We start from the raw sequence: 20,611 nt of genomic DNA on the forward strand, positions 1-20,611 counted from the left end.
GCCGGCGGGCTACTTCGAGAGTTCGTGGAGCGTCGCGACGACCCACTCCTCCGTCAGGCCCTTGGTGACCCCCAGGCCCACCAGGGCCTGGGCGGCGGGGTCCTGCTCGTCGCTGAGGACGCCCAGCAGGATGTGTTCCGTGCCGATGTAGTTGTGCCCGAGGCGCAGCGCCTCGCGCAGGACGAGGTGCAGCGCCTTCTTGCCGCCGGCGGTGATCGGCATATGGCCCTTCACCGGCTCGGTCTCCCCGCCGGGGGTGCTGACGGCGGCGCGGACCGCCTCGGGCGGCGCGCCCAGTTCGACCATGGCGCGGCAGGCCAGCCCTTCCGGCTCATGGAGCAGGCCGAGGACGAGGTGTTCGGTGCCCAGGCTCGCGTGCAGCGCGGTGCGCGCCTCCTCCTGGGCGCTCTTGACCGTGTTGCGGGCGCGGTTGGTGAAGCGGCCGAAGAGGGAGTCGAGCGGCAGGTCGAGGTCGTCGGGGGTTCTCGGTACGAAGCGTTTCTGTACGGCCTGCTTGCTGACGCCCATGTTCTGGCCGATGTCGGTCCAGGAGGCGCCGGCCCTGCGGGCCTGGTCCACGAAGTGGCCGATCAGATGGTCGGCGACTTCGCCGACGTGCTCCGCCAGGGTCACCGCGTCGGAGAGGTTCTGCAGCGGGTCGCCGTCCGGGTGCCGTTCCTTGACGTGGGTGATGAGGTCGTCGAGTCGTACTGGGTGTCCCGTCATGCGTCAACTCTAGGTTGACGATTGCGAGGCGTCAACCCTTGGTTGACGATTGCCGCGGGCAGGCGGGTCCCCCGTTCTGGGGATGCGGATCGTCTTCCGGCCGGACGTGGCGGCCACGCCCGGCCGGGAGCGTGGACGGTATGGAATCCACCGCGCTCGACCACCCGTCCCCGCCCCTCGCTGAGCAGCGGCGGACCGCGCCGGCCCGCCGCGTCCTGCGGGCCGTGGCCATCGCCGCCTGCCTCCCGTATCTCACGCTCAAGATCGCCTGGCTCTCCGGCAGCACCGTCGGCATCCCGGCCGGCAGCTCGCTGCGCGGCAGCCTGGAGGACAGCTCCTTCTACGCCGTCAACGTCCTGACCGTCGCGATGGACCTCGCCGTCGTCGCGCTCGCCCTCGCGCTGACCCGCCCCTGGGGCCGCTGCCTGCCGGCCTGGCTGCTCGTTCTGCCCGGCTGGATCGCGACGGGGCTGATCGCCCCGATCGTCGTCGCCTTCCCACTGCAGACCGCTCTCTCCCTCATCACCGGCAGCCGGAGCACTCCCCCGGGGGATCCCTGGCTGGACGAGTGGGTGTTCGGCGTCGTCTACACCGGGTTCGGCATCCAGGGGATGGCCCTGGGCACCCTGTTCGTGCTCTACGCGAAGGACCGCTGGGGCCCGCTGCTGCGCGGCCGGACCGCGGACCTCATGGCGAGCCCCACCCGGCCCGTCCTGCGGATCGCGGCGGCGGCCGCCGCGGCCGCCACGCTGCCGCCCGCCGTCCTGCACACCGTCTGGGCCTGCGGCGGAACCGTCGGCCTCACCGCCTCCCGGATCGCGGAACACACCACGACCACCGCGATCGTCGAGGCCGACAGCGCCGCGTTCGCGGTGCTCGGGGCCGTCGGGATCCTGCTCGCCGCCTTCCGTCCGGGCAGGACCCGGCTGGTGGTCCCGCTGGCGCTCGGCTGGACCGGCGGCGCGGCCTCGGCGGCGTGGGGCGGCTGGATGCTGCTGGCCGGGATCGTCGCGCCGGACGACTCCGGCGAACCGGGGACGTCCCCGCTCATGGACCTGACCTACGCTGTGCAGATGCTCCTCGGGATGCTCGTTCTCGTCGCCGGCGCCTATCTGCTCGCGGAACGCGCGGCGGCGCGCGGCGCGACCGCCACCCCGCGACGTGGCTGACGCAACGGACCGGACGGCGCCGGATCCCACAGGGGAGCGGTGGCCCGGTCCGACGCCGGTGCCGTCCCGGACGCGCGGCGCGCTCTTCCGGGCGGCCGGCGCGCTGTTCGGCCGTCGGGCCCGGCTCCGGTGGGTCCATCTCATCCTCGGCGGCGCGCTGTTGATGCCGTTCTACCTGCTGATGAACACCGCGCTGAACGTCGCCGCGCACGCCGAAGAGGGCAGCGGCGTCTGGGTCGCGCAGCAGTTCGGCGCCTTCGCCCTCGCCCTGCCGATCGCGGCGGCCGCCGCCGCGGTCTTCCCCCTCGTACGCGATCTGGAGGGGTCGGCGGCGCGGGCGCTCGGCGCCGGCCCCGAGGGCGGGCCCGCGCCCTCGGAGGACCGGACGTGGGCGGCGCGGGTCCGGACGTCCTGCTGGTTCGTGCTGCACGTGGGGCTCGGCGGCATCGTCAGCGGAATGACCCTGGCCGTCCCGCCGGCCGCCGTGGTGCTGCTGGCGCTGCCGTTCTCCGCGCGGCTGCGCGAGAACGAACTCCCCTGGTCCCGCCCGCTCACCCTCAGCCACCACGTACTGGCGCCGTTCGCCGCCGTGCTCCTGCTGACCGCGCTCGCACTCACCGCCAAGGGTGCGGCCGCGCTCCTGGCGCGCTGCTCCCCCGAGCTGCTCGGCCCGACGCCCGTCGACCGGCTGGCCGCCGCCGAACAGCGCACCCTACGGCTGGCCCTGCGCAACCGGCTGGCCCGCGAACTGCACGACTCGGTGGGGCACGCGCTGAGCGCGGTGACACTGCAGGCCGGCGCCGCGCGCAAAGTGCTGGACCGCGATCCGGAGTTCGCCCGGCAGGCCCTGGCCGCCATCGAGGAGACCACCCGGCGCGCGGTCGCCGAACTCGACGACGTACTCGGCCTGTTGCGCGAGGACGTCGACGGCTCGACCGCTCCCCCGGGCCCCACCCTCGACGGCCTCGACGCCCTGCTCGGGCAGACGCGGGCCGCGGGCGTCCCGCTGGACGCGTCCGTCGAGGGCGACCTCGACGAGGTGCCGCCGATGGTCTCGCGCGAGGCGTACCGGATCGTGCAGGAAGGCCTCAGCAACGCGCTGCGGCACGCGGGACAGGTACCGGTCGGGCTGCGGATCGCGCTGGCGGACGACGAGTTGGAGATCGAGATGGTGAACCCGGTGGTGGCAGCTCCCTCCCGCAGAACGGGCGGCGGCCGCGGCCTGACGGGCGTTGAGGAACGCACGTCCGTACTGCGCGGCCGCTTCGAGGCGGGAACCGACGGATCGCGGTGGCGGCTGCACGTCACCCTCCCGCTGGGGGCGGGGACCCGATGAAGCTGCGGATCATCCTCGCCGACGACGAGCGGATGGTGCGCACGGCGCTGCGCGCGATCCTGGAGAGCGAACCGGACATGGAGGTCGTCGGCGAAGCCGCTACCGGCGCCGAGGCCATCCCCCTGGTGCGCGAACTGCGCCCGGACGTCGTCCTGATGGACGTCCGCATGCCGGAGATCGACGGCATCCGCGCCACCGAACAGCTGGTGCGCACCATGACGGATCCGCCGCGCATCGTCGTCGTGACCACCTTCGAGAACGACGCCTACGTCTACGAGGCGCTGCGCGCGGGCGCCGCCGGCTTCCTGCTGAAGCGCGCCGGAGCGGACCAACTCGTCCAGGCCGTACGACTGGTGACCCGCGGCGACTCCCTGCTCTTCCCGGCAGCCGTACGCGCACTCGCCGCCCGCTACGCCCCCGTCGACCCCTCGCAGGCCCTCCGCGACCGCCTCACCGAGCGCGAGGCCGAGGTGCTGCGCCTGATGGCGTCGGGCCTGTCGAACGCGGAGATCGCCGAACGACTCGGCCTCGGCCCTGAAACCGTCAAGACCCACGTCGCCCGAGTCCTCGCCAAACTCGGCGCCCGCGACCGCACCCAGGCCGTCATCGCCGCGTACGAATGCGGCTTCGTGGTGCCCGGTTGACGCGGGTTGGTGGCACCGGCCGAGGCGTAGGCTTCGGTCCGGTAACGGCCAGGTCTCGATTCGGGGAACCAATGGTCGTCGTTCTGCGTCATATTCAGCATGAATGATCTTCCTGTACGCATACGCCCTGCCGAGATGGACGACCTGGACGCGGTCGTGAGCATCCACACGGCGGCGTGCGCCGCGGCCGGAGCGGAGCCCGACGCGGTGGGCGGGCTGCTCGCGCGGTTCAACGGGTGGGCGCGGGCCATCCAGTTGCCCGGGAAGACGACGCTGATCGCCGAGGCCGACGGCGAGGTGGTGGGCGTGCTCTCCATGGAGTCGGACGCGCCCGGCACGGCGCTGGAGCTGTCGCAGATCCATGTGCGGCCCGGCCAGTGGCGGCGCGGCATCGGCGGCCGGCTGCACGCGGCGTACGTCCAGTCCCTGCAGGAGACGGGCGTGCTCACCGGGCTCGCCGGGGTGTGGGAGCACAACGACCGGGCGCGGGCGTTCTACGCCCGGCTCGGGTGGCGGCCGGACGGAACGGTGGAGACGAACGGGGACGGCCTGCGGCGTCTGCGACTGCGCCTCGAGGTCTGACCCCCAGGGTTCGGGACCGAACGTTCTTGACCGATCGTTCTCGATACGGGTAGCGTCGTTCCCGTGGCCAGGACCAAGGAATTCGATCCGGACGCCGCGCTGCAGTCGGCCCTGGAGCTGTTCTGGCGGCGCGGCTACGAGGCGACGTCGATGGCCGACCTCGTCGAGCATCTCGGTATCGCCCGCGCCAGCATCTACGGGACGTTCGGCAGCAAGCACGGGCTGTACGTCAGGGCGCTGGAGCGGTACGGCGAGCTCTGCGACCCGGCCCTGATGGAAGAGCTGTCCCAGCCGGGGCCCGCGCTCCCCGCGGTCCGTTCCGTGGTGACGCGCTTCGCGGAGGAGTCCGCCTGCGACGACCTGCGGCGCGGCTGTTTCATCACCAACACCGCGGTCGAACTGGCTCCGCACGACCGGGTCGCGGCCCGGCGCGTCGAGGCCAGTTGGGACTGGCTGGAGACGGCGCTCGCCTCGGCCCTCACCCGCGCCGGAGCCCAGGGGGAGCTGCCCGAAGGGCGCGATCCGCAGGCGCTGGCGCGGCTGTTGCTGGTGCTCATGCAGGGCATGCGGGTGGTCGGCAAGGCCGGCCAGGACCCGGCCCGCGTCAGGGACGCGGCGGCACAGGCTCTCTCCCTCCTCGACTGAAACTTCGACCAACCGACCAACCGACCGTCCGACCGACCGGGCCTGGACCGGGCCCGGAGTGGGCTCCTGCCTGCCCCCATTCGAGAATGATCGATCCAGTATCACGCCAGAAAGGCGCAGGGGGACATGTCGTCGAAGCACGGCTTCGCGCTGCTCGGAACCATCCAGGCCGCACTCATCTTCACCATCATGATCCTCATGGTGCCGCTCCCCCGGATAGCCCGGGAGTTCGGCCTCGACCCGTCACAACTCCTGCTGCTCAGCGCCGCGTACGGACTCTCCTTCAGCGGACTGCTGCTCCTCGGCGGCCGGCTGGTGGACCGGCACGGCGGGCGACGGATGCTGGTGGTCGGTCTGTCGGTCTTCGCCGCCGCCTCGGCGGCGGGCGCCCTGGCGCCCGGTTTCACCGTGCTGACGGCCGTCCGGTTCGCGCAGGGGCTCGGCGCGGCACTGACCGCTCCAGCCGCGATGGCCCTGGTACGCGCCCTGTTCCCGGCCGCCGCCGGCTACGACCGGGCCATGGCGACGTGGGGCGGCCTCTCCGTCCTCGGCGCGACCGCCGGGAGCCTGTTCTCCGGTGCCGTGACGGCCTGGGTCTCCTGGCGGCTGACGTTCCTCGTCCCGGTGCTCGTCGCGCTGGCCGGGCTGGCCCTCGCCCCGCGGCTGCTGCCCGCCGACCCGCCCCGCGCCGCCGCGCCACCACCGCTCGACGTACGCGGCGCCGTCACGGCGACCGCCGGTGTCACAGCGGCCGGCTACGGGCTGGTCGCCACCGGGGAGCGGTCCTGGTCGTCGGCTGCCGTACTCGTTCCGCTGGCCTCCGGCCTGCTCCTCCTCATCGCCTTCGTGCTCGTCGAACGCCGGGCCCGCGAACCGCTGCTGCCGCCCGGCTTCCTCCGCGACACCCGGCGCGTCACCGCCCTGGCCGCCATCATGATGACCGCCGCGGGCACGGCGCTCACCTTCTTCCTGCTCTCCCTCTACCTCCAGCAGGTACGCGGCTGGACCCCGCTGCGGACCTCCGCCGCCTTCATCCCGTACGCCGCCGCCCTCGTCGGCTCCGGCCGCGCCGCCGGCCCGCTCATCAGGCGGTACGGAGCACGCGCGGTCACCGCCGGCGGACTGGCGCTCGGCGCGGCCGGGCTCCTGCTGCTCGCCGGCCTCGACGCGCGGTCGCCGTACGCCCCGGGCCTGCTCCCCGGTCTTCTCCTGCTGCCGGCCGGAGCCGGACCGGCGTTCGCGGGCGCCACCGTGCTCGCCACCGCCGGGGTGCCGCACCGGCGGACGGGGCTGGCGGCCGGCGTCATGAACACCGCCATGGAACTGGGCCCGACCATCGGCCTCGCCGCACTGATGTCGGTGGCCGCCACCCGTTCCACGCCCGTCGCCGGATACGCGGCCGCTTTCGGCGCCGCCGGTATCGGCTACGCGCTCACCGCGGTCGCCGCAGCGCTGCTCCTGCGCCCACACCCCGTACCGAACCCACCCGCCACACCCCTCGCACCGCTCACCACCAAGGAGTTGTCGTCATGACCGCACGCTTCACCGGCAGGACCGTCCTCGTCACCGGTGCCGGATCCGGTATCGGCCGGGGCATCGCCCTCGCCTTCGCCCGGGAGGGGGCCAGGGTCGCCGTCGCCGGACGTACGGCGGAACCGCTCAAGGAGACCGCCGCCCTCATCGAGGCCGAGGGCGGCGAAGCCGCCGTCGTCACCGCCGACATCACCCGCTCGCAGGACGTACGGCGCCTGGTCGAGGACACGGTGGCGCGCTTCGGCGGACTCGACATCGCCGTCAACAACGTCGGCATCCTGACGACTCCCGCCCCGGTCGCCGACATCTCCGAGGACGACTGGCGGTCGAGCCTCGACACCAACCTCACCGGCACTTGGCTCTCCATGAAGTACGAGATCGCCCACATGCGCGCCCACGGCGGCGGCGCGATCGTCAACGTCTCCTCCAACCTCGGCGCCCACGGCCGCGTGCCGAACCTGGCCGCGTACGTCGCCGCCAAGGCCGCCGTCAGCGCCCTGACCCGCAACGCCGCCCTCGACCACATCGCCGACGGCGTCCGCATCAACGCGGTCAGCCCCGGCCCCGTCGACACCCCCATGTCCACCCGCCCCGGCGAGACCCCCGCCGACAAGGCGGCCCGCATGCGGCGCGACGTCCCCGCCGGCCGGGCCGGCTCCCTCGACGAGATCGCCGCCGCGGTGCTCCATCTCGCCTCCGCTGAGGCCGGGTTCACCGTCGGGGCTGACCTGGTCCTGGACGGCGGCATCACCGCCTGACCACGCGGTTAGGCTCGACGCCATGATTATCTGGTTGAACGGGACCTTCGGCGCGGGCAAGACCACCACGTCCAAGGAGCTCGCCGCGATGGTCCCGAACGCCCGGATCTTCGACTCCGAGCAGGTCGGCTACATGCTCCGCCACGTCCTGGAATCCGTGCCCGTCAAGGACTTCCAGGACTGGCGGCCATGGCGCGCCCTGGTCGTGGAGACGGCGACCCAGATCCTCGGCTACGTCGGCGGCGTACTCGTCGTCCCCCAGTCGGTCCTGGTGGAGCAGTACTGGACGGAGCTCAGCGCCGGGTTCGCCGCCGCGGGAATTCCCGTGCGCCACTTCGTCCTCCACACGGACCAGGACACCCTCACCCGCCGGATCGAATCCGACACCGTGGAGACCGGCGCCCGCCAATGGCGCCTCGACCACCTCACCGCCTACGAGTCGGCCCGCCCCTGGCTCAGCAGGACGGCCGAGACCATCGACACCACGAACCTCCCGCCGGACCGGGTCGCCCACGCGATCGCCTCCGCCGTCCAGCCACAAATTCCTTGCGACGCCCCCCGGCCCTCCGCCTAAACTGACGTCGTCCAGGTGCGCAAGCAACGGTTACTTCCTTCAGGAGGACGAGGTTCCGGGTTCGACTCCCGGTCGGCGGCCCAGCCGCCGGTAGCTCAACGGCAGAGCGCGTTGTGTCACCGTCGCCAAACCAGATCTCTGGACACCTACGCGAACAGGCGCCCCCTCCCGCTCCGGCGGAAGGGGGCGCCTTCGTTCGACTCCGAGAGCTCTGTTCGGACCTCGTCCACGGCTGTTCGATCGCGATCTCATAGGCGATCTCCCAGCGGACGTCCGGGATGACGATGTCCGCCGTCTCGACGGGCCGGCCCTCGGTGTCGTAATAGGTGCGCTCGATCTCCAACACCATGTCACCGACCGAGATGCCGAGCAGATTCGCCTGCGCCTGGGTGGCGCGTGCGGGGCTCGGGTGCTGCCGCTCGCCGACCATCCATCGGACACCGACGGTGGCATTCGATTCCGCGAGCACACGGCGCATGCGCCGACGGTGCGGGGAAGCCGCTGGCGCGGCTCCGGGATCTTCGCGCGGAAGTGAGTGACTGGCAAGGGCGGCAGGAATTGAACCTGCGACATCTGGTTTTGGAGACCAGCGCTCTGGCCATCTGAGCTACGCCCCCTGGTGTTGAGGCAACTCTCCCGGTTCCGGCAGGTCCGGTGCAAACGGGTTTTCGGGGAGGGGCTGGTCCGGGCGCTCGGCGAGCCAGTCGCGCAGGACGTCGTGCAGGGTTTCGGCGCCTGCCAGGGGGTGTTCGGGTTCGGTCAGGGTGCCGGGGAAGAGGAGGAAGGGGCGGCTCTGGTCGCCGCCGAGGCCGCCGTGGGAGCCGGCTTGCTGCTCGAAGGCGTGGACGGCGCCGGTGGCGGGGTCGTACGAGGAGTTGACCATCAGGTCGGCGACGTGCGGGAAGCCGTCGGTGCGGCGGACCGTTTCGGCGGCGCCCTTGCCGAACGGGGCGAGGGGGTCGGCGATGTGGATGCGGCCGGTGTCGAGTTCGTGTTCCGCGCCGCCCGCGCCCAGCGCGAGCGGGCCCCGGGCGGCGCTGCGGACCAGGACGAAGCCGATGCCCGGGTGGTCCACCAGGGTCTTCAGCAGGGTGGGGTAGCGCTCGTCGATCTCCTCGCGGGTGACGCGGCCGGGGAGGTCGGGGAAGGTGACGAGGCCGAGGTTGCCCGAGGCCAGGACCACCGGGTCGGAGGGCGGGCCCGCGCACTCCTTCTCCTCCTCGGGGTGCCGGCCGCGTTCGTCCCGGTGGAGGGCGGTGCGAGCCGCGGTCCTGGCCTCCGCGCCGCTCACGCTGCGCCCGGCGCGGCGCGGTACGGGGAGGTCGCAGCCGGCGCGGACGAGTTCCTTCAGCGTCAGGCCGTACGCGTCGGCGAAGGTCTCGCCGTGGCTCTGGCCGTGGTCCGAGAGCAGCACGATCCGGTACGGGCGCGGGGCGTAGCGGGCGGCGTCGGCGATGAGCCGGATCGAACGGTCCAGCCGGTTGAGCACCTTGAAGGCGTCGCGGCTGCGGGGCCCGGAGTGGTGGGCCACCTCGTCGTAGGCGACGAGGTCCGCGTAGACCGCGGTGCGGCCGGCGAGCATGTCGCCGATCACCGCGGCGACGGCGACGTCGCGTTCGATGACGGTCGCGAAGGCGCGCAGCAGCGGGTACAGGCCGCCGCGTTTGATGCGCGGCCGGTCGCGGCGCAGCCGGGAGGCCGTCGACTCGACGATCTCGCGGGCGACTTCGGCGACGAAGGACCAGGCGGTGCGCACGGCGTTGGCGGGGTCGGAGAAGTACGCGAAATAGCCGGACCGGGAGCGGCGGAAGGTGCCGCGCCGGGCCGCCGCCGACATCACCAGCGCCATCTGGTCCGCGCCGCCGCTGAAGAGGTTGCCGCGGCTCGCGCCGTCCTCGGCGAGCAGGCCGCGCGAGCCGGTGCGCCCGACCGCCCGGCGTTCCAGTTCCGCTGCGCTGGAGGGCCGGTTGCAGACCATCAGCTGCCCGGTGTCCTTCTCGAACCAGCGGAAGGCGGGCACGTCGTGGTTGGAGCCGTGCAGGATGCCGAGTTGGCTGGCGCCGGTCTGGCTGCTCCAGTCGGTGCGCCACGGCACCAGCCGGTGGCTGCTGTCCAGCCACCCGGCGACGGTCTCCATCGCCGGGGGTCTGGTCCGTCCGCCGCGCTGCGAGGGGCGGACGGCCTCGCGCAGTACGTCGTGGCCGACGCCGTCGAGCTGGAGGAAGAGCGTGCCGGGGGGCGCCGGCCGCCGCGCCGCGCCGCGCTCGGGCCTGCGGCGGCCCGCGAGCCGCGCGAGCCGTCGTCCGTACGCCTCGTCGTCGCGCACCGCGAGCGCGGTGCTGGTCGCCGACGAGGTCGCCGACATCACGGCGGCGATGACGACGGCGGTCGCGGGGGTGACCTCGCCGTGCGGGGTGAGCCGCAGTGCGATCAGCAGCAGCGACCCGTTGAGGAAGAAGACCAGCATGCCCAGCACCAGCGCCGGGACCATCAGCAGGGCGCGCACCAGCACCGGCCAGACCAGGGCGCTGAGCACACCGAAGGCGCCCGCGCCGATCCCGGCCGTGACCGCCATCTGCGGGGGGTCGTCGCCCTTCGGCGACTGGATGCTGAAATCGGGCAGGATCCCCGCCAGGACGGCCAGCGTCGCCGCCGACACCGCCCAGACGATCACCACCCGCGCGACGGCCCGCCCCATGGACCGCCACCGCCACCGCCGCAGCACGCCCAGCTCACCTCACGTCCGTTCCGCGGCCCGGTCACCGGTACCGCCGGTTCCGGGAAACTGCTCCACGCCGTCCACCCTGTCACAACGCCCACCGGCCGCCGCTCAGGCCACCCCCGGCGGGCACCCCGGCAGGCACCTCGGCGGGCACCGCGGAGGGCACCCCGGCAGGCACCTCGGCGGGCACCGCGGAGGGCACCCCGGTAGGCGCCCCCGCACCCGCCCGGTGATCGGCATAGGGTCGGGGACAGCGGGCAGGGGCGGACGAGGGCACGGCGGAAGGACGGTTCCGGTGGCGGTGGAGATCACGTGGTGGGGGCATGCCACGGTGACCGTGCGCGACTCGGGCGTCCGGGTGCTGACGGATCCGCTGTTCGTGAGCCGGCTCGCGCATCTGCGGCGGCGGCGCGGAGCCGTACCACCGCCGGAGGCGGCGGTCGCGGACGTCGCCGTCGTCTCCCATCTGCACGCCGACCATCTGCATCCCGCCTCGCTGGCCCGCCTCGCGCCCGGCACGCGGGTACTGGTGCCGCGCGGCGCTCCGCAGGCCGTGCCGGGGCTGCGGCGGCTGCGGGACCTCGACCTGGTCGAGGTGGTGGCGGGCGACGAGGTACGGGTCGGCCCGCTGACGATCCGCGCGGTGCCCGCGGCACACGACGGACGGCGGCTGCCGTACGGGCCGCACCGCGTCGCGGCGCTCGGGTACGTGGTGCGCGGCGAGGCCCGCACGTACTTCGCCGGTGACACCGGGCTGTTCGACGAGATGGCCGACGAGGTCGGACCCTGCGACGCGGCGCTGCTGCCGGTCGGCGGCTGGGGCCCGTTCCTGGGCGCGGGGCACCTGGACGCCGGACGGGCAGCGCAGGCCCTGGCGCGGCTCGCGCCCGGAGCGGCGGTGCCGATCCACTACGGAACGTACTGGCCGGTGGGCATGGACGCGGTCCGGCCGCATGAATTCCACTCCCCGGGCACCGAGTTCGTCCGGCATGCCGCGGTGCTCGCGCCGGAGGTGGCCGTGCACCGGCTGGAGCACGGCGAGAGCGTACGGCTGGCGGCCGCGCGGTGATCCGCTTTCTCGCGGAGACGGCGTCGTCCACCACCTCGCAGACCACCCGGCAGGCGGTCGGCTATCCCACGCTCTTCCTGCTGGTGGTGCTCGGCTCGCTGGTGCCGGTGATCCCGACCGGAGCGCTGGTCAGCGGCGCGGCCGTGGTCGCCTTCCACCAGAAGTCTCCGTTCGCGCTCGTGCTGGTCTTCGGGGTGGCGGCGCTCGCCGCGTTCATCGGCGACGTCGGCCTGTACTGGCTCGGGCAGCGCGGAATCCGCTCCAGGAACGGCTCGCGCTGGCTGCGCCGCCTGCAGAGCCGGGCGGATCCGGACCATCTGGCCAAGGCGCAGCGGCAGCTCGACGAGCACGGTGTAGCGGTCCTGGTGCTGTCCCGGCTGATCCCGGCCGGCCGGATCCCGGTGATGGTGGCCTGTCTGCTCGGCGAGCTGCCGCTGCGCCGTTTCGTGCGCGGTGACATCGCGGCCTGTCTGGCGTGGGCCGCCGCGTACCAGCTGATCGGGATCGTCGGTGGTTCGCTCTTCCCCGAGCCGTGGCAGGGCGTGGCGCTCGCGGTGGGCATCGCCTTCCTCGTCGCGCTGGTGCCGCAGGTGTGGCGCCGGACGGGACGGAAGGCCGGCCCGCCCGGCGAGTAGCGAATACAGGCAGTCAGCTACGGCTCGCGGCTCAGGACCCGCGAGGCCCCGACCGGCAGGTCCCAGAGCCCCTCGCGGGGACGTCCGGTGGCGGCCCAGGCCGCCCGCACCCGCGCCAGCGGTTCGAGCGGCGGCTCGGCGGAGAGCAGGAACGTGGCCCAGTGCATGGGCGCCATGGCGGCGGCGCCGAGGTCGAGGCAGGCCTGGACGGCCTCCTCCGGGTCGGTGTGGACCGGGCTGAGCATCGCCCGGGGGTCGTACGCGCCGATCGGCAGCAGTGCCAGGTCGATGCCCGGGTGGGCGCGGCCGATCTCGGTGAACCAGTGGCCGTAGCCGGTGTCGCCCGCGAAGTAGACGCGCTGCCCGTTCCGGTCGGACAGCACCCAGCCGCCCCACAGCGAACGGCAGGTGTCGGTGAGGGTCCGCTTGCTCCAGTGGTGCGCGGGCACGAAGTCGAAGCGCACACCGCGCAGTTCCGCCGCCTCCCACCAGTCGAGTTCCGTGACGTGGGTGAAGCCGCGGCGGCGGCACCAGCGGGCGAGTCCGGCGGGGACGAAGAGCGGGGTGTCGCGCGGCAGCCGTTTGAGGGTAGGCGCGTCGAGGTGGTCGTAGTGGTTGTGGCTGATGACGACCGCGTCGATGTGTGGCAGCTCGTCCCAGGCGACACCCACGGGGGTGACGCGGGCCGGGGTGCCGAGGATCTTCTCCGACCAGACGGGGTCGGAGAGGACGGTGAGCCCGCCGATCCGCAGCACCCAACTGGCGTGCCCGGCCCAGGTGACGGCCACGGTGTCGGCGTCGACGTCCGGCAGCGGGCCGGGTTCCACGGGCAGTCCGGGGACGGTGGCGAGCGATTCGGCGGTGGGGCGCAGGCCCCCCTCGCGCAGGGTTCTGGCCATCTCGCGGAACCCGGGGAGCGGGGCGGTGAGGCGGTCCGCGAAGGATCTGGGCCATACGCGGCGTTCACCGAGCGGACGTGGCTCGGCGAGGGCGCGCTCGGTCTGATCGGTCATCGAGTCTCCCATCCGTTGGCGGCGCGGGCTCGGACGGGCGCGGTGGGACGCGCCCCCGGTCACCGACCGTAGTTCAGCCGGCCGTCAGTTCGGTGAAGGCCGCCTCGAGTTCTGTCAACGCTTGGGATACGTGTGGGACTTCCAGCGGATCGATCGCGTCGAGAGCCGCACGCCGCTCCTGGTCGGTGCCGCCGTGCAGCGGGCCGGTGTCGATCCTGACCCGGAGCGCGGCCGGGTCGTCGCCGAACCGGTGGCCGCCGAGGACCCGCCGGCCCAGCCGCAGGGAGAGATGGCGTTCGAGGGCGGGCGCGTCGGGGAGGTCGTGGGTGTCGTGCGAGGTCAGCTCGGCGTAGAGCTGGAAGCCGGCCTGGGGCGGCCGGCACAGCGCGCCGGCGGCGGTGACCGCGCGGTACGCGCCGGCCCCGACGGCCGCGTGCAGCCGGTTCGCGGCGGCGGTGTGGGCGCGTACGTCGTCCGGTTCGGTCAGGGCGTACGCCGCCGCCGAGGCGACCGGCGCCAGCAGGACGGACCGCAACTCGGCGCAGACCCGCGCCACCCGCTCCCGCAGTCCGGTGCCCTCGTCGGAGTCCGGGAACCTGGCCAGCGCGACCGGACAGCAGGTGGGCGCGAGGGATCCACCGAGGTCGGTGAGGACGATCGTCCGCTCGGGAAGCATCTCGGCGGGGCTGAGCAGGACCGTACCGGGGTCGTGGCGGGTGTCGCTGTAGGTCTCGTCGGACACCACGATCAGCCCCGCCTCGGCGGCCGCCTCACAGCTCTCGTGCAGCAGTTCGGGCGAGGTGACGGTGCCGGTCGGGTCGTCCGCCGGCGACAGCAGGAGCACCCGCGGGTCGGCGCCCTCCGTCCGCGCCCGGCGGACGGTCTCCAGCAGGGCGAACGGGTCCGGCGCGCCGCCGCCCTCCGCCGGCGTCGGTACGGCGAACACCTCGCGGCCGAGCAGCCGGGCGACGGGCGCCTGCCCGGCGGCGGAGGGCCGGGCGAGCACCAGGCCGCCGCCGGTGGCGGCCAGGATCGCGAGGAGCAGCGGCTCGGCGCCGGCCGCGGCCACGATGCGCCCCGGATCGGTCCACAGCCCGCGGCGCCCCCAGTACCCGGCCGCCGCCTGCCGCACCGCCGGGCTGCCGCCGGCCGGTTCCGGCCCGCCGCCGCCCACGAGGTGCGCGGTCCAGTACGCGGGGACGGGCAGCCCCGGATCGGGCCTGAGGTCGTACGGGGTCGTCCCCTGCATCCGTGCCTCCGGTGGGTCAGTGGCTGCGGCCACCTTCCCAGTCGGCGCGCGCGCCACAGGAGTGCCATGCCCTCCCGCCACGCCGCCCACCCGTTTGCGCCGGGGCCGGGTTCCTCCCGATCCGACCGTGAGCGGCTCGGAGCCGCCTCGGGTCCGACTCGGGTGCGGCACGGTTCCCGCTCGCGAGCGGCTCCCTCAGAAGCCGCCGAGCAGGAGTTCCGGCAGGTCGCGCATCTCGTCGAAGACGACCGTCCCCGGCCCTTCGAGCCAGGCCCGCGGCGTGAGCCCGCCGTAGTAGCCGAAGGCGCGCATGCCCGCCGCGCGGGCCGCTTCGACGCCGTAGCGGCTGTCCTCGACCACGACGCAGCGGGCCGGGTCCGCGCCCAGCGCGCGGGCCGCGTGCAGGAACAGGTCGGGGGCGGGCTTGCCGTGCTCGACCTCGGACGCGCTGAAGATCCGGCCCTCGAAGCGGGAGTGGAGGCCGGTGAGGCCGAGCGAGTGCCGCAGTCCCGGGTGGGTGTTGCTGGACGCGACGCAAGTGGGGAGGGTGATCAGGCCGAGGGCTTCGGTGATGCCGTCCACGGCGGTCAGTTCGGCCTCGAACGCCGACCGGTACCAGGGCCGGTAGCGGTCGTACCAGCCCTCGGGGAGCGGCCGGCCGAGCTGCTGCTCGATCGCGGCGGTCATGTCGCGGTGCGAGCGGCCGACGAACCGTTCGACGATCTCGGCCTCGGTCAGCGGCCAGCCGAGTTCGGCCAGCATCAACGCGTCGACGCGGACGGCGAGGCGCTCGCTGTCCACCAGGACGCCGTCGCAGTCGAAGATCACCAGGTCTATTCGATCATCAGCCACCCGGGCATCCTAGGCGAGCGGGGTGGTATCGATGGCCGCTGCCCGGGTAGCCGCTAGCGCATGAAGCAACGCGCCAGGGCCCACTCCTTGAAGACGTGGGACCACAAGCTGTTCCATCAGGTCGCCAGCCATCGCTGGCCGGGCGCCGAGCCCGTGCTGCCCCGGCTGAGCCGCAGCGCCAACCACGGGCTGCTGTGGTTCGGGGTGGCCGCCGGGATCGCCGCGGTCGGCGGAAAGCCCGGCCGGCGCGCGGCCCTGCGCGGTGTGGGGTCGCTGGCGCTGGCCTCCGCGACGGTGAACACCGTGGGCAAACGGGCCGTCCGCCGGGCGCGTCCGATACTGGAATCCGTCCCGGTGATACGCCGGCTGCGGCACCAGCCCTTCACGACCTCCTTCCCCTCCGGGCACGCGGCCTCGGCGGCCGCCTTCGCGACCGGGGTCCTCATGGAGTCGGGCCGCTGGGGCACGGTGGTGGCACCGATCGCCGCCTCGGTGGCGTTCTCCCGGGTCTACACGGGGGTGCACTACCCGAGCGACGTGGTCGCCGGTGCGGCGTTCGGCATGGGAGCCGCCCTCGCGGTGCGGGCGCTGATCCCCACCTCGAACGGGCCGGCCGCCGACGTGGGCCCTGACGTCAACGCCCCTTCGCTGCCGGCGGGGCGCGGGCTGTTCGTCGTGGTCAACGAGGCATCGGGGCCGCCGGCGTTCCTCAACCCGCCCGCCGACCGGATCCGCGCCGCGCTGCCGGAGGCCGTGGTAGCGGAGCGCTCGGAGGACGACGACCTGGCGGAACTGCTGGAGAAGGCCGCCCGGCAGGCAGTCGAGCACGACGGTTCGCTCGGGGTGTGCGGCGGCGACGGAACGGTCACGCTGGCCGCGTCGATCGCCCTGCGGCACGGCCTTCCGCTGGTGGTCTTCCCGGGCGGAACGCGCAACCACTTCGCGCTCGACCTCGGCATCGAAACGGTCGAGGACGCCGCCGCGGCGGTCGTGGCGGGAACCGCGTCGGCCGTCGACCTGGCGACGTACACCTCGTACGACACCCCGGGCGGCGCCGAGGCCGTCCCCTTCGTGAACACCTTCAGCATCGGCTCGTACCCGGAGCTGGTGCGCATCCGCGAGCGCTGGTCGCGGCGGGTGGGCAGCTGGCCGGCGAGCGTGCTGGCGGCGGTGCACGTGCTGCGCACGTCCGAGCCGGTCGACGTCGAGATCAACGGGCGCCGCCGGTCGGTCTGGCTGATCTTCGCCGGGAACTGCGAGTACTCCAGCGTGGGGCTCGCGCCGGTGCGCCGCCGCGATCTGAACGACGGGATCCTGGACGTACGCATCGTGGACGGCGGCCCGTTCGCCCGCACACGGCTGCTCGGGGCCGCCGTGACCGGCTTCCTCACCCGCTCCCCCGTGTACTCCGCCGCCAAGCTGCGCCGGCTGCGGATCCGCGGCCTGGCCGCGGGCAGCCGTCTCGCCTACGACGGCGAGGTGGTCCCCGCGCCCTCGGAACTGCTGCTGGGCAAGCTGCCCAGTGCCCTGGTGGTCTACCGGCCGTGAGCCGCCGGGACGGCGGGCGACGGGACGGCGGGCGACGGGATGACAGGCAGGGCCGGGGCCGTCGCGACCCCGGCCCGCCGCATCCGGGTCATGAAGCCGGTCCCGAGCCCGGCCCCGAGCCCGACAGGGCGGCCAGCGCCCGCACCCCGGGGCCCGCGATGCTCAGGGCGTCCGGGGAGCCGGTGTCGATGGAGAGCGTGAGTTCGTCGGACGGCCAGCTGCCGCTGAGGGCGGACAGCGGCACCAGCCGGTAGCGGTGCGTACCCGGCAGTGCCTGCGCCATCCGCTCCTCGGAAGTGAACACCGGCACCAGCTTGACCCCGTCCTCCTGCTCGTACACCGGCAGCTGGATCCCCTGCGGCGCCGCGGGGTCCTGCTGTTCCGGGGCGTCGGGGTCGGGGTCGCCGGGCCCGCCGGGAACGGGAAGCAGCACGTCACTGAGGGCGAGGGTGCTCAGGGCGATCACGTTCTCGCCGCCCTGGGCGATCTCGTGGAGGGCTTGCTGCGCCGGGGGCAGGGCGCCATTGGAATGGATGTCGGTCATGGCTACGAGTCCTTTCGGCGACTGAACCTCCCGCGTACCCCACCGAGGGACGGAACATGCCGTCCAGGATCCAAAACCGGCTGGCCGGACCAAGCGGGCTGTGGTTACGGTGCGTGCATGGTTGCCAAGTCGCCCTCACCCACCGTCCTGACCGGCCGCTTCGTCCGGCTCGAACCGCTCGGCCCGGAACATGTGCCGGATCTGTTCGCCGCCGGAGGCGGTGACGAGGAGGTGTGGCGCTGGCTGCCCGCGGAACCGCCTCGCACGGAGGACGAGCTGCGTGATCTCGCGATCACGGTCTGCGCGCAGAGCCGGGAGGCGGGCGGTGTCGCCTACGCCGTGATCGAGCTCAGCAGCGGCCGGGCGGTCGGCTGGACGACGTTCCACGAGGTGAGCACGGTCGACGAGCGGCTCGAGATCGGCTGGACCTGGTACGGCCGCGCCTACTGGCGCAGCCCGGTCAACACCGAGACGAAGCTGCTCCTGATGACCTACGCCTACGAGGACCTGGGCATGGGCCGCATCATGTGGAAGACCGATCTGCTCAACACCCGCTCCCAGGAGGCGATCCTGCGGCTGGGCGCGCAGCACGAGGGGGTCTGGCGCCGCCACCGGCTGCGGTCGGACGGTGTCACCTGGCGTGACAGCGTCTTCTTCTCGCTCCTCGCGGACGAATGGCCGGACGCGAAGCGCCGGCTCCGCGCCCGCCTGGACGGCTGACGGGCGCGGTCCCACGCGTCGCACGCTCTCACTCGTACTCGGTGCCGCCCTTGCGGGTCAGATAGGCGTCACTGACGACCTTGGCGATGGCCCGGCCGCCGACCACGGGGCTGTAACGGTCGTCGGCGGTCCGCACCACGACGCCCTCGCGCACATGCAGTCCGCGCCCCGACACCGTCTCCGCGCCCTGGGCCAGCTTCAGCGCCGTGTCCAGATCGAAGGGGCCGCTGAACAGGACGGGCACCAGCGGCAGCTCGCCCGCCAGCAGTTCGTGCGGATCGAGCCAGCGGACCTGGCCGTCGATCTCGGCCGACACGTCGAAGGCCGCGAAGGCGGGGACGTCGCGCCGGCCGTCCTCCCCGTACCCGAGGTCCTGCACGCCGGCCCCGTAGACCTCACCGAAGATGCCGACCCGGGACGCGTCGAGCCGCGCCGCGAGCCGGGCGGCGACGGCGGGCAGGCCGTGGCCGCGCACGGCGCGCCAGTACAGGTTGCCGTCGGCCTCCTGGAGCGCCAGCCGCTGCGAGCCCAGGCCCTTGGACGTGACCTGGATCCGGCCGGTGTCCGCGAAGTAGCTGAAGCAGCAGGCGGTGCCGTGCAGCTTCTCCGTGATCACCACCTGGTCGCCGGGCGCGAAGATGTCCGGATAGCGCTTGAGGTTCTCGATGTCGGTCCACGGCAGCAGATCCGGCGCGGCCTCGACGTCGCCGCTCATCGACACCGGGATCGGCGGCACCCATTTGACGATGCCCAGCCGCTCCGCGAAGTCCTCCCCGTCAGCGGCGGCCTGCTCCAGATCCGTGCCCGCGAGAGCCTCCGGCCGGCACACGATGCCCTGCGAGAGCTCACCGCGCAGCCGCACCGCCCGCACCCGGTTCGCAGCCGACCCCGCAAGCCTGCCGGTCAGCCCCAGCTCCCCGATGAGCGCGTCCGGCAGCACGGCCTGCTCGGGTATGTACACCGCGAACTCACCCGTCCGGTAGGCCCCCTTCGCCACGACCGCCCGATAGAGCCCGACCTGCGCCAGCTCCAGCGCGTCCGCGTTCGGGTGCTCGTGGATCGTCAGCCGCTCGGCGCTCACACGCAGCGTGGACATGCGGCAACCCTCCCCCGCCGTTCGTCAAGGAGCCGGCGAACGCGGGCTCCTGGCACCACTCTGGCTGCCGGAACGCCGCCTCGGCCAGCGATTTCTTGGACCGGCGCGACGGCCGGCGCCCACCCTGCGAGAAGACTTGACGTGTGTGCGAGTCTCGGACGGTGCGATACATCATCATCGGTGCCGGCGCGATCGGCGGAACCATTGGCGGCAGGCTCTTCGACAGCGGCCGGGAGGTCGTCCTCGTTGCGCGGGGTGCGCATTACGAGGCGCTGCGGGACGGCGGGCTGCGGCTGACGTTGCCCAGCGGGTCGCTCAAGCTGCCGATCCCGGTCGTCGACGGGCCGAAGGCCCTCGAACTACGCGCGGACGACGTCCTGGTGCTCGCCGTGAAGACACAGGACAGCGTCGCGGCGCTGGACGCGTGGGCCGGGCGGCCGGTCGTGGGCGGGGGTACGGCGAGCGATCGGCTGCCGGTGGTGTGTGCGCAGAACGGGGTCGCGGGTGAGCGGCTCGCGCTGCGGCGGTTCCGGCGGGTGTACGGGATGTGTGTCTGGTTGCCGGCCAGCTATCTGGAGCCCGGGTCGATCGAGGCGTCGTGCGCGCCGCTGACCGGCATTCTGCACATCGGCCGCTTCCCGGCGGGAGCGACGGGCACATCGGGGGCCGACCCGTTGGCGGAGCGCATCGCCACGGATCTCAAGGAGTCGGGCTTCGACGCGCCCACACCGCCCGATGTGATGCGCTGGAAGTACGGCAAGCTGCTCAAGAACCTCGCCAACGCGCTGGAAGCCACCTGCGGCCCGCTCGACGGCGACGACGCCCACGACGTGTTGCGGCGTGCTGTCGCGGAGTGCGAAGCGGTGCTGGACGCGGCCGGTATCGACCGGGCGAGCGACGCCGAGCAGACGGCGGCCCGGGGCGACCGCATCCAGCTCCAGCCCCTCAACGGAGTGACCCGCGGCGGCGGTTCGTCGTGGCAGAGCCTCACGCGGGGCTCGGGCTCCATCGAGGCGGACTACCTCAACGGGGAGATCGTGCTGCTCGGCCGGATGGCCGGCATCGACACTCCGGTCAACGCGGCGCTCCAGCGGATCGCCAACGCGTTCGCCCGCGAGGGCCGCCGGCCCGGGGAGCTCACGATCCCCGAACTGACGGCCCTCATCGACTCCTACGAGCGGACCCAACGGGACTGA

The 20,611-nt window shown here is 73.4% G+C and carries 20 protein-coding genes, 1 tRNA gene and 1 pseudogene; 13 read left to right on the top strand and 9 right to left on the bottom strand.

Going from position 1 to position 20,611, the window contains the following annotated elements:
• Nucleotides 1-9 precede the first annotated feature (9 nt).
• Nucleotides 10-726, bottom strand: coding sequence for an ATP-dependent Clp protease ATP-binding subunit (locus O3W51_RS30180; RefSeq protein WP_164295610.1), 717 nt, complete (start codon nt 724-726; stop codon nt 10-12).
• 140 nt (nt 727-866) lie between these two features.
• Between O3W51_RS30180 and O3W51_RS30185 the strand changes: the two genes are divergently transcribed.
• From O3W51_RS30185 to O3W51_RS30220, 8 genes are all read left to right on the top strand, one after another.
• Nucleotides 867-1,895, top strand: a complete 1,029-nt coding sequence (locus tag O3W51_RS30185; RefSeq protein ID WP_232485551.1) for a hypothetical protein — start codon at nt 867-869, stop codon at nt 1,893-1,895.
• Nucleotides 1,888-3,231, top strand: coding sequence for a sensor histidine kinase (locus tag O3W51_RS30190; protein ID WP_269287783.1), 1,344 nt, complete (start codon nt 1,888-1,890; stop codon nt 3,229-3,231). Before O3W51_RS30185 ends, O3W51_RS30190 begins: the two co-directional genes overlap by 8 nt.
• Nucleotides 3,228-3,875: a response regulator transcription factor gene (locus tag O3W51_RS30195; RefSeq protein WP_138355709.1), complete on the top strand. Its 648-nt coding sequence runs from the start codon at nt 3,228-3,230 to the stop codon at nt 3,873-3,875. Before O3W51_RS30190 ends, O3W51_RS30195 begins: the two co-directional genes overlap by 4 nt.
• Nucleotides 3,876-3,974: 99 nt before the next feature.
• Complete coding sequence (locus O3W51_RS30200) at nt 3,975-4,457, top strand: GNAT family N-acetyltransferase (protein ID WP_138355708.1); 483 nt, start codon at nt 3,975-3,977, stop codon at nt 4,455-4,457.
• A 63-nt stretch (nt 4,458-4,520) separates the two neighbouring features.
• On the top strand, nt 4,521-5,102 hold the full coding sequence (locus O3W51_RS30205) for a TetR/AcrR family transcriptional regulator (protein WP_138355707.1): 582 nt from the start codon (nt 4,521-4,523) through the stop codon (nt 5,100-5,102).
• 126 nt (nt 5,103-5,228) lie between these two features.
• Complete coding sequence (locus tag O3W51_RS30210; protein WP_269287784.1) at nt 5,229-6,635, top strand: MFS transporter; 1,407 nt, start codon at nt 5,229-5,231, stop codon at nt 6,633-6,635.
• Nucleotides 6,632-7,393 carry an SDR family NAD(P)-dependent oxidoreductase gene (locus O3W51_RS30215; protein WP_138355704.1) on the top strand — a complete coding sequence of 254 codons (762 nt, stop codon included), beginning with the start codon at nt 6,632-6,634 and terminating at the stop codon, nt 7,391-7,393. Before O3W51_RS30210 ends, O3W51_RS30215 begins: the two co-directional genes overlap by 4 nt.
• A 22-nt stretch (nt 7,394-7,415) precedes the next feature.
• Nucleotides 7,416-7,967 (top strand): AAA family ATPase, encoded by a 552-nt coding sequence (locus tag O3W51_RS30220; protein WP_138355703.1) that lies wholly within the window; start codon nt 7,416-7,418, stop codon nt 7,965-7,967.
• A gap of 235 nt (nt 7,968-8,202) precedes the next feature.
• On the opposite strand, the pseudogene O3W51_RS30225 reads toward O3W51_RS30220, so the two are convergent.
• The 3 genes and pseudogenes from O3W51_RS30225 to O3W51_RS30235 all read right to left on the bottom strand — a co-directional run.
• Nucleotides 8,203-8,376: pseudogene (locus O3W51_RS30225) on the bottom strand (UTRA domain-containing protein); the annotation flags it as partial.
• A gap of 131 nt (nt 8,377-8,507) precedes the next feature.
• Nucleotides 8,508-8,584, bottom strand: a tRNA-Trp gene (locus tag O3W51_RS30230).
• Nucleotides 8,575-10,665 (bottom strand): phage holin family protein, encoded by a 2,091-nt coding sequence (locus O3W51_RS30235; RefSeq protein WP_138355701.1) that lies wholly within the window; start codon nt 10,663-10,665, stop codon nt 8,575-8,577. Before O3W51_RS30235 ends, O3W51_RS30230 begins: the two co-directional genes overlap by 10 nt.
• A 319-nt stretch (nt 10,666-10,984) precedes the next feature.
• Between O3W51_RS30235 and O3W51_RS30240 the strand changes: the two genes are divergently transcribed.
• Both O3W51_RS30240 and O3W51_RS30245 read left to right on the top strand, forming a co-directional pair.
• Entirely contained in the window at nt 10,985-11,758 is a 774-nt protein-coding gene (locus O3W51_RS30240; protein ID WP_187145067.1) for an MBL fold metallo-hydrolase, read from the top strand.
• On the top strand, nt 11,755-12,393 hold the full coding sequence (locus O3W51_RS30245) for a DedA family protein (RefSeq protein WP_138355700.1): 639 nt from the start codon (nt 11,755-11,757) through the stop codon (nt 12,391-12,393). The genes O3W51_RS30240 and O3W51_RS30245 overlap by 4 nt, the downstream gene beginning before the upstream one ends.
• A gap of 17 nt (nt 12,394-12,410) precedes the next feature.
• On the opposite strand, the gene O3W51_RS30250 is transcribed toward O3W51_RS30245, so the two are convergent.
• From O3W51_RS30250 to O3W51_RS30260, 3 genes are all read right to left on the bottom strand, one after another.
• A complete protein-coding gene (locus tag O3W51_RS30250) occupies nt 12,411-13,406 on the bottom strand; it encodes an MBL fold metallo-hydrolase (RefSeq protein ID WP_381588468.1) in 996 nt (331 codons plus the stop codon).
• Nucleotides 13,407-13,479: 73 nt separating this feature from the next.
• Complete coding sequence (locus O3W51_RS30255) at nt 13,480-14,655, bottom strand: aminotransferase class I/II-fold pyridoxal phosphate-dependent enzyme (protein WP_269287786.1); 1,176 nt, start codon at nt 14,653-14,655, stop codon at nt 13,480-13,482.
• A 195-nt stretch (nt 14,656-14,850) separates the two neighbouring features.
• Nucleotides 14,851-15,507: an HAD family hydrolase gene (locus O3W51_RS30260; protein ID WP_244809504.1), complete on the bottom strand. Its 657-nt coding sequence runs from the start codon at nt 15,505-15,507 to the stop codon at nt 14,851-14,853.
• A 60-nt stretch (nt 15,508-15,567) separates the two neighbouring features.
• Here O3W51_RS30260 and O3W51_RS30265 point away from each other — a divergent pair, with 60 nt between their 5' ends.
• Nucleotides 15,568-17,055 (top strand): bifunctional phosphatase PAP2/diacylglycerol kinase family protein, encoded by a 1,488-nt coding sequence (locus O3W51_RS30265; protein ID WP_138355697.1) that lies wholly within the window; start codon nt 15,568-15,570, stop codon nt 17,053-17,055.
• Nucleotides 17,056-17,143: 88 nt separating this feature from the next.
• On the opposite strand, the gene O3W51_RS30270 is transcribed toward O3W51_RS30265, so the two are convergent.
• Complete coding sequence (locus O3W51_RS30270; protein ID WP_138355696.1) at nt 17,144-17,599, bottom strand: SseB family protein; 456 nt, start codon at nt 17,597-17,599, stop codon at nt 17,144-17,146.
• A gap of 117 nt (nt 17,600-17,716) precedes the next feature.
• Between O3W51_RS30270 and O3W51_RS30275 the strand changes: the two genes are divergently transcribed.
• Nucleotides 17,717-18,319 (top strand): GNAT family N-acetyltransferase, encoded by a 603-nt coding sequence (locus tag O3W51_RS30275; protein WP_138355695.1) that lies wholly within the window; start codon nt 17,717-17,719, stop codon nt 18,317-18,319.
• A 28-nt stretch (nt 18,320-18,347) separates the two neighbouring features.
• Here O3W51_RS30275 and O3W51_RS30280 read toward each other — a convergent pair whose 3' ends face one another.
• Nucleotides 18,348-19,415 carry an RNA ligase (ATP) gene (locus O3W51_RS30280; protein ID WP_138355694.1) on the bottom strand — a complete coding sequence of 356 codons (1,068 nt, stop codon included), beginning with the start codon at nt 19,413-19,415 and terminating at the stop codon, nt 18,348-18,350.
• A gap of 161 nt (nt 19,416-19,576) precedes the next feature.
• Between O3W51_RS30280 and O3W51_RS30285 the strand changes: the two genes are divergently transcribed.
• Entirely contained in the window at nt 19,577-20,611 is a 1,035-nt protein-coding gene (locus O3W51_RS30285; protein ID WP_269287787.1) for a ketopantoate reductase family protein, read from the top strand.

The organism is Streptomyces sp. H39-C1 (assembly GCF_027158125.1).
Lineage (GTDB): Bacteria > Actinomycetota > Actinomycetes > Streptomycetales > Streptomycetaceae > Actinacidiphila > Actinacidiphila fildesensis.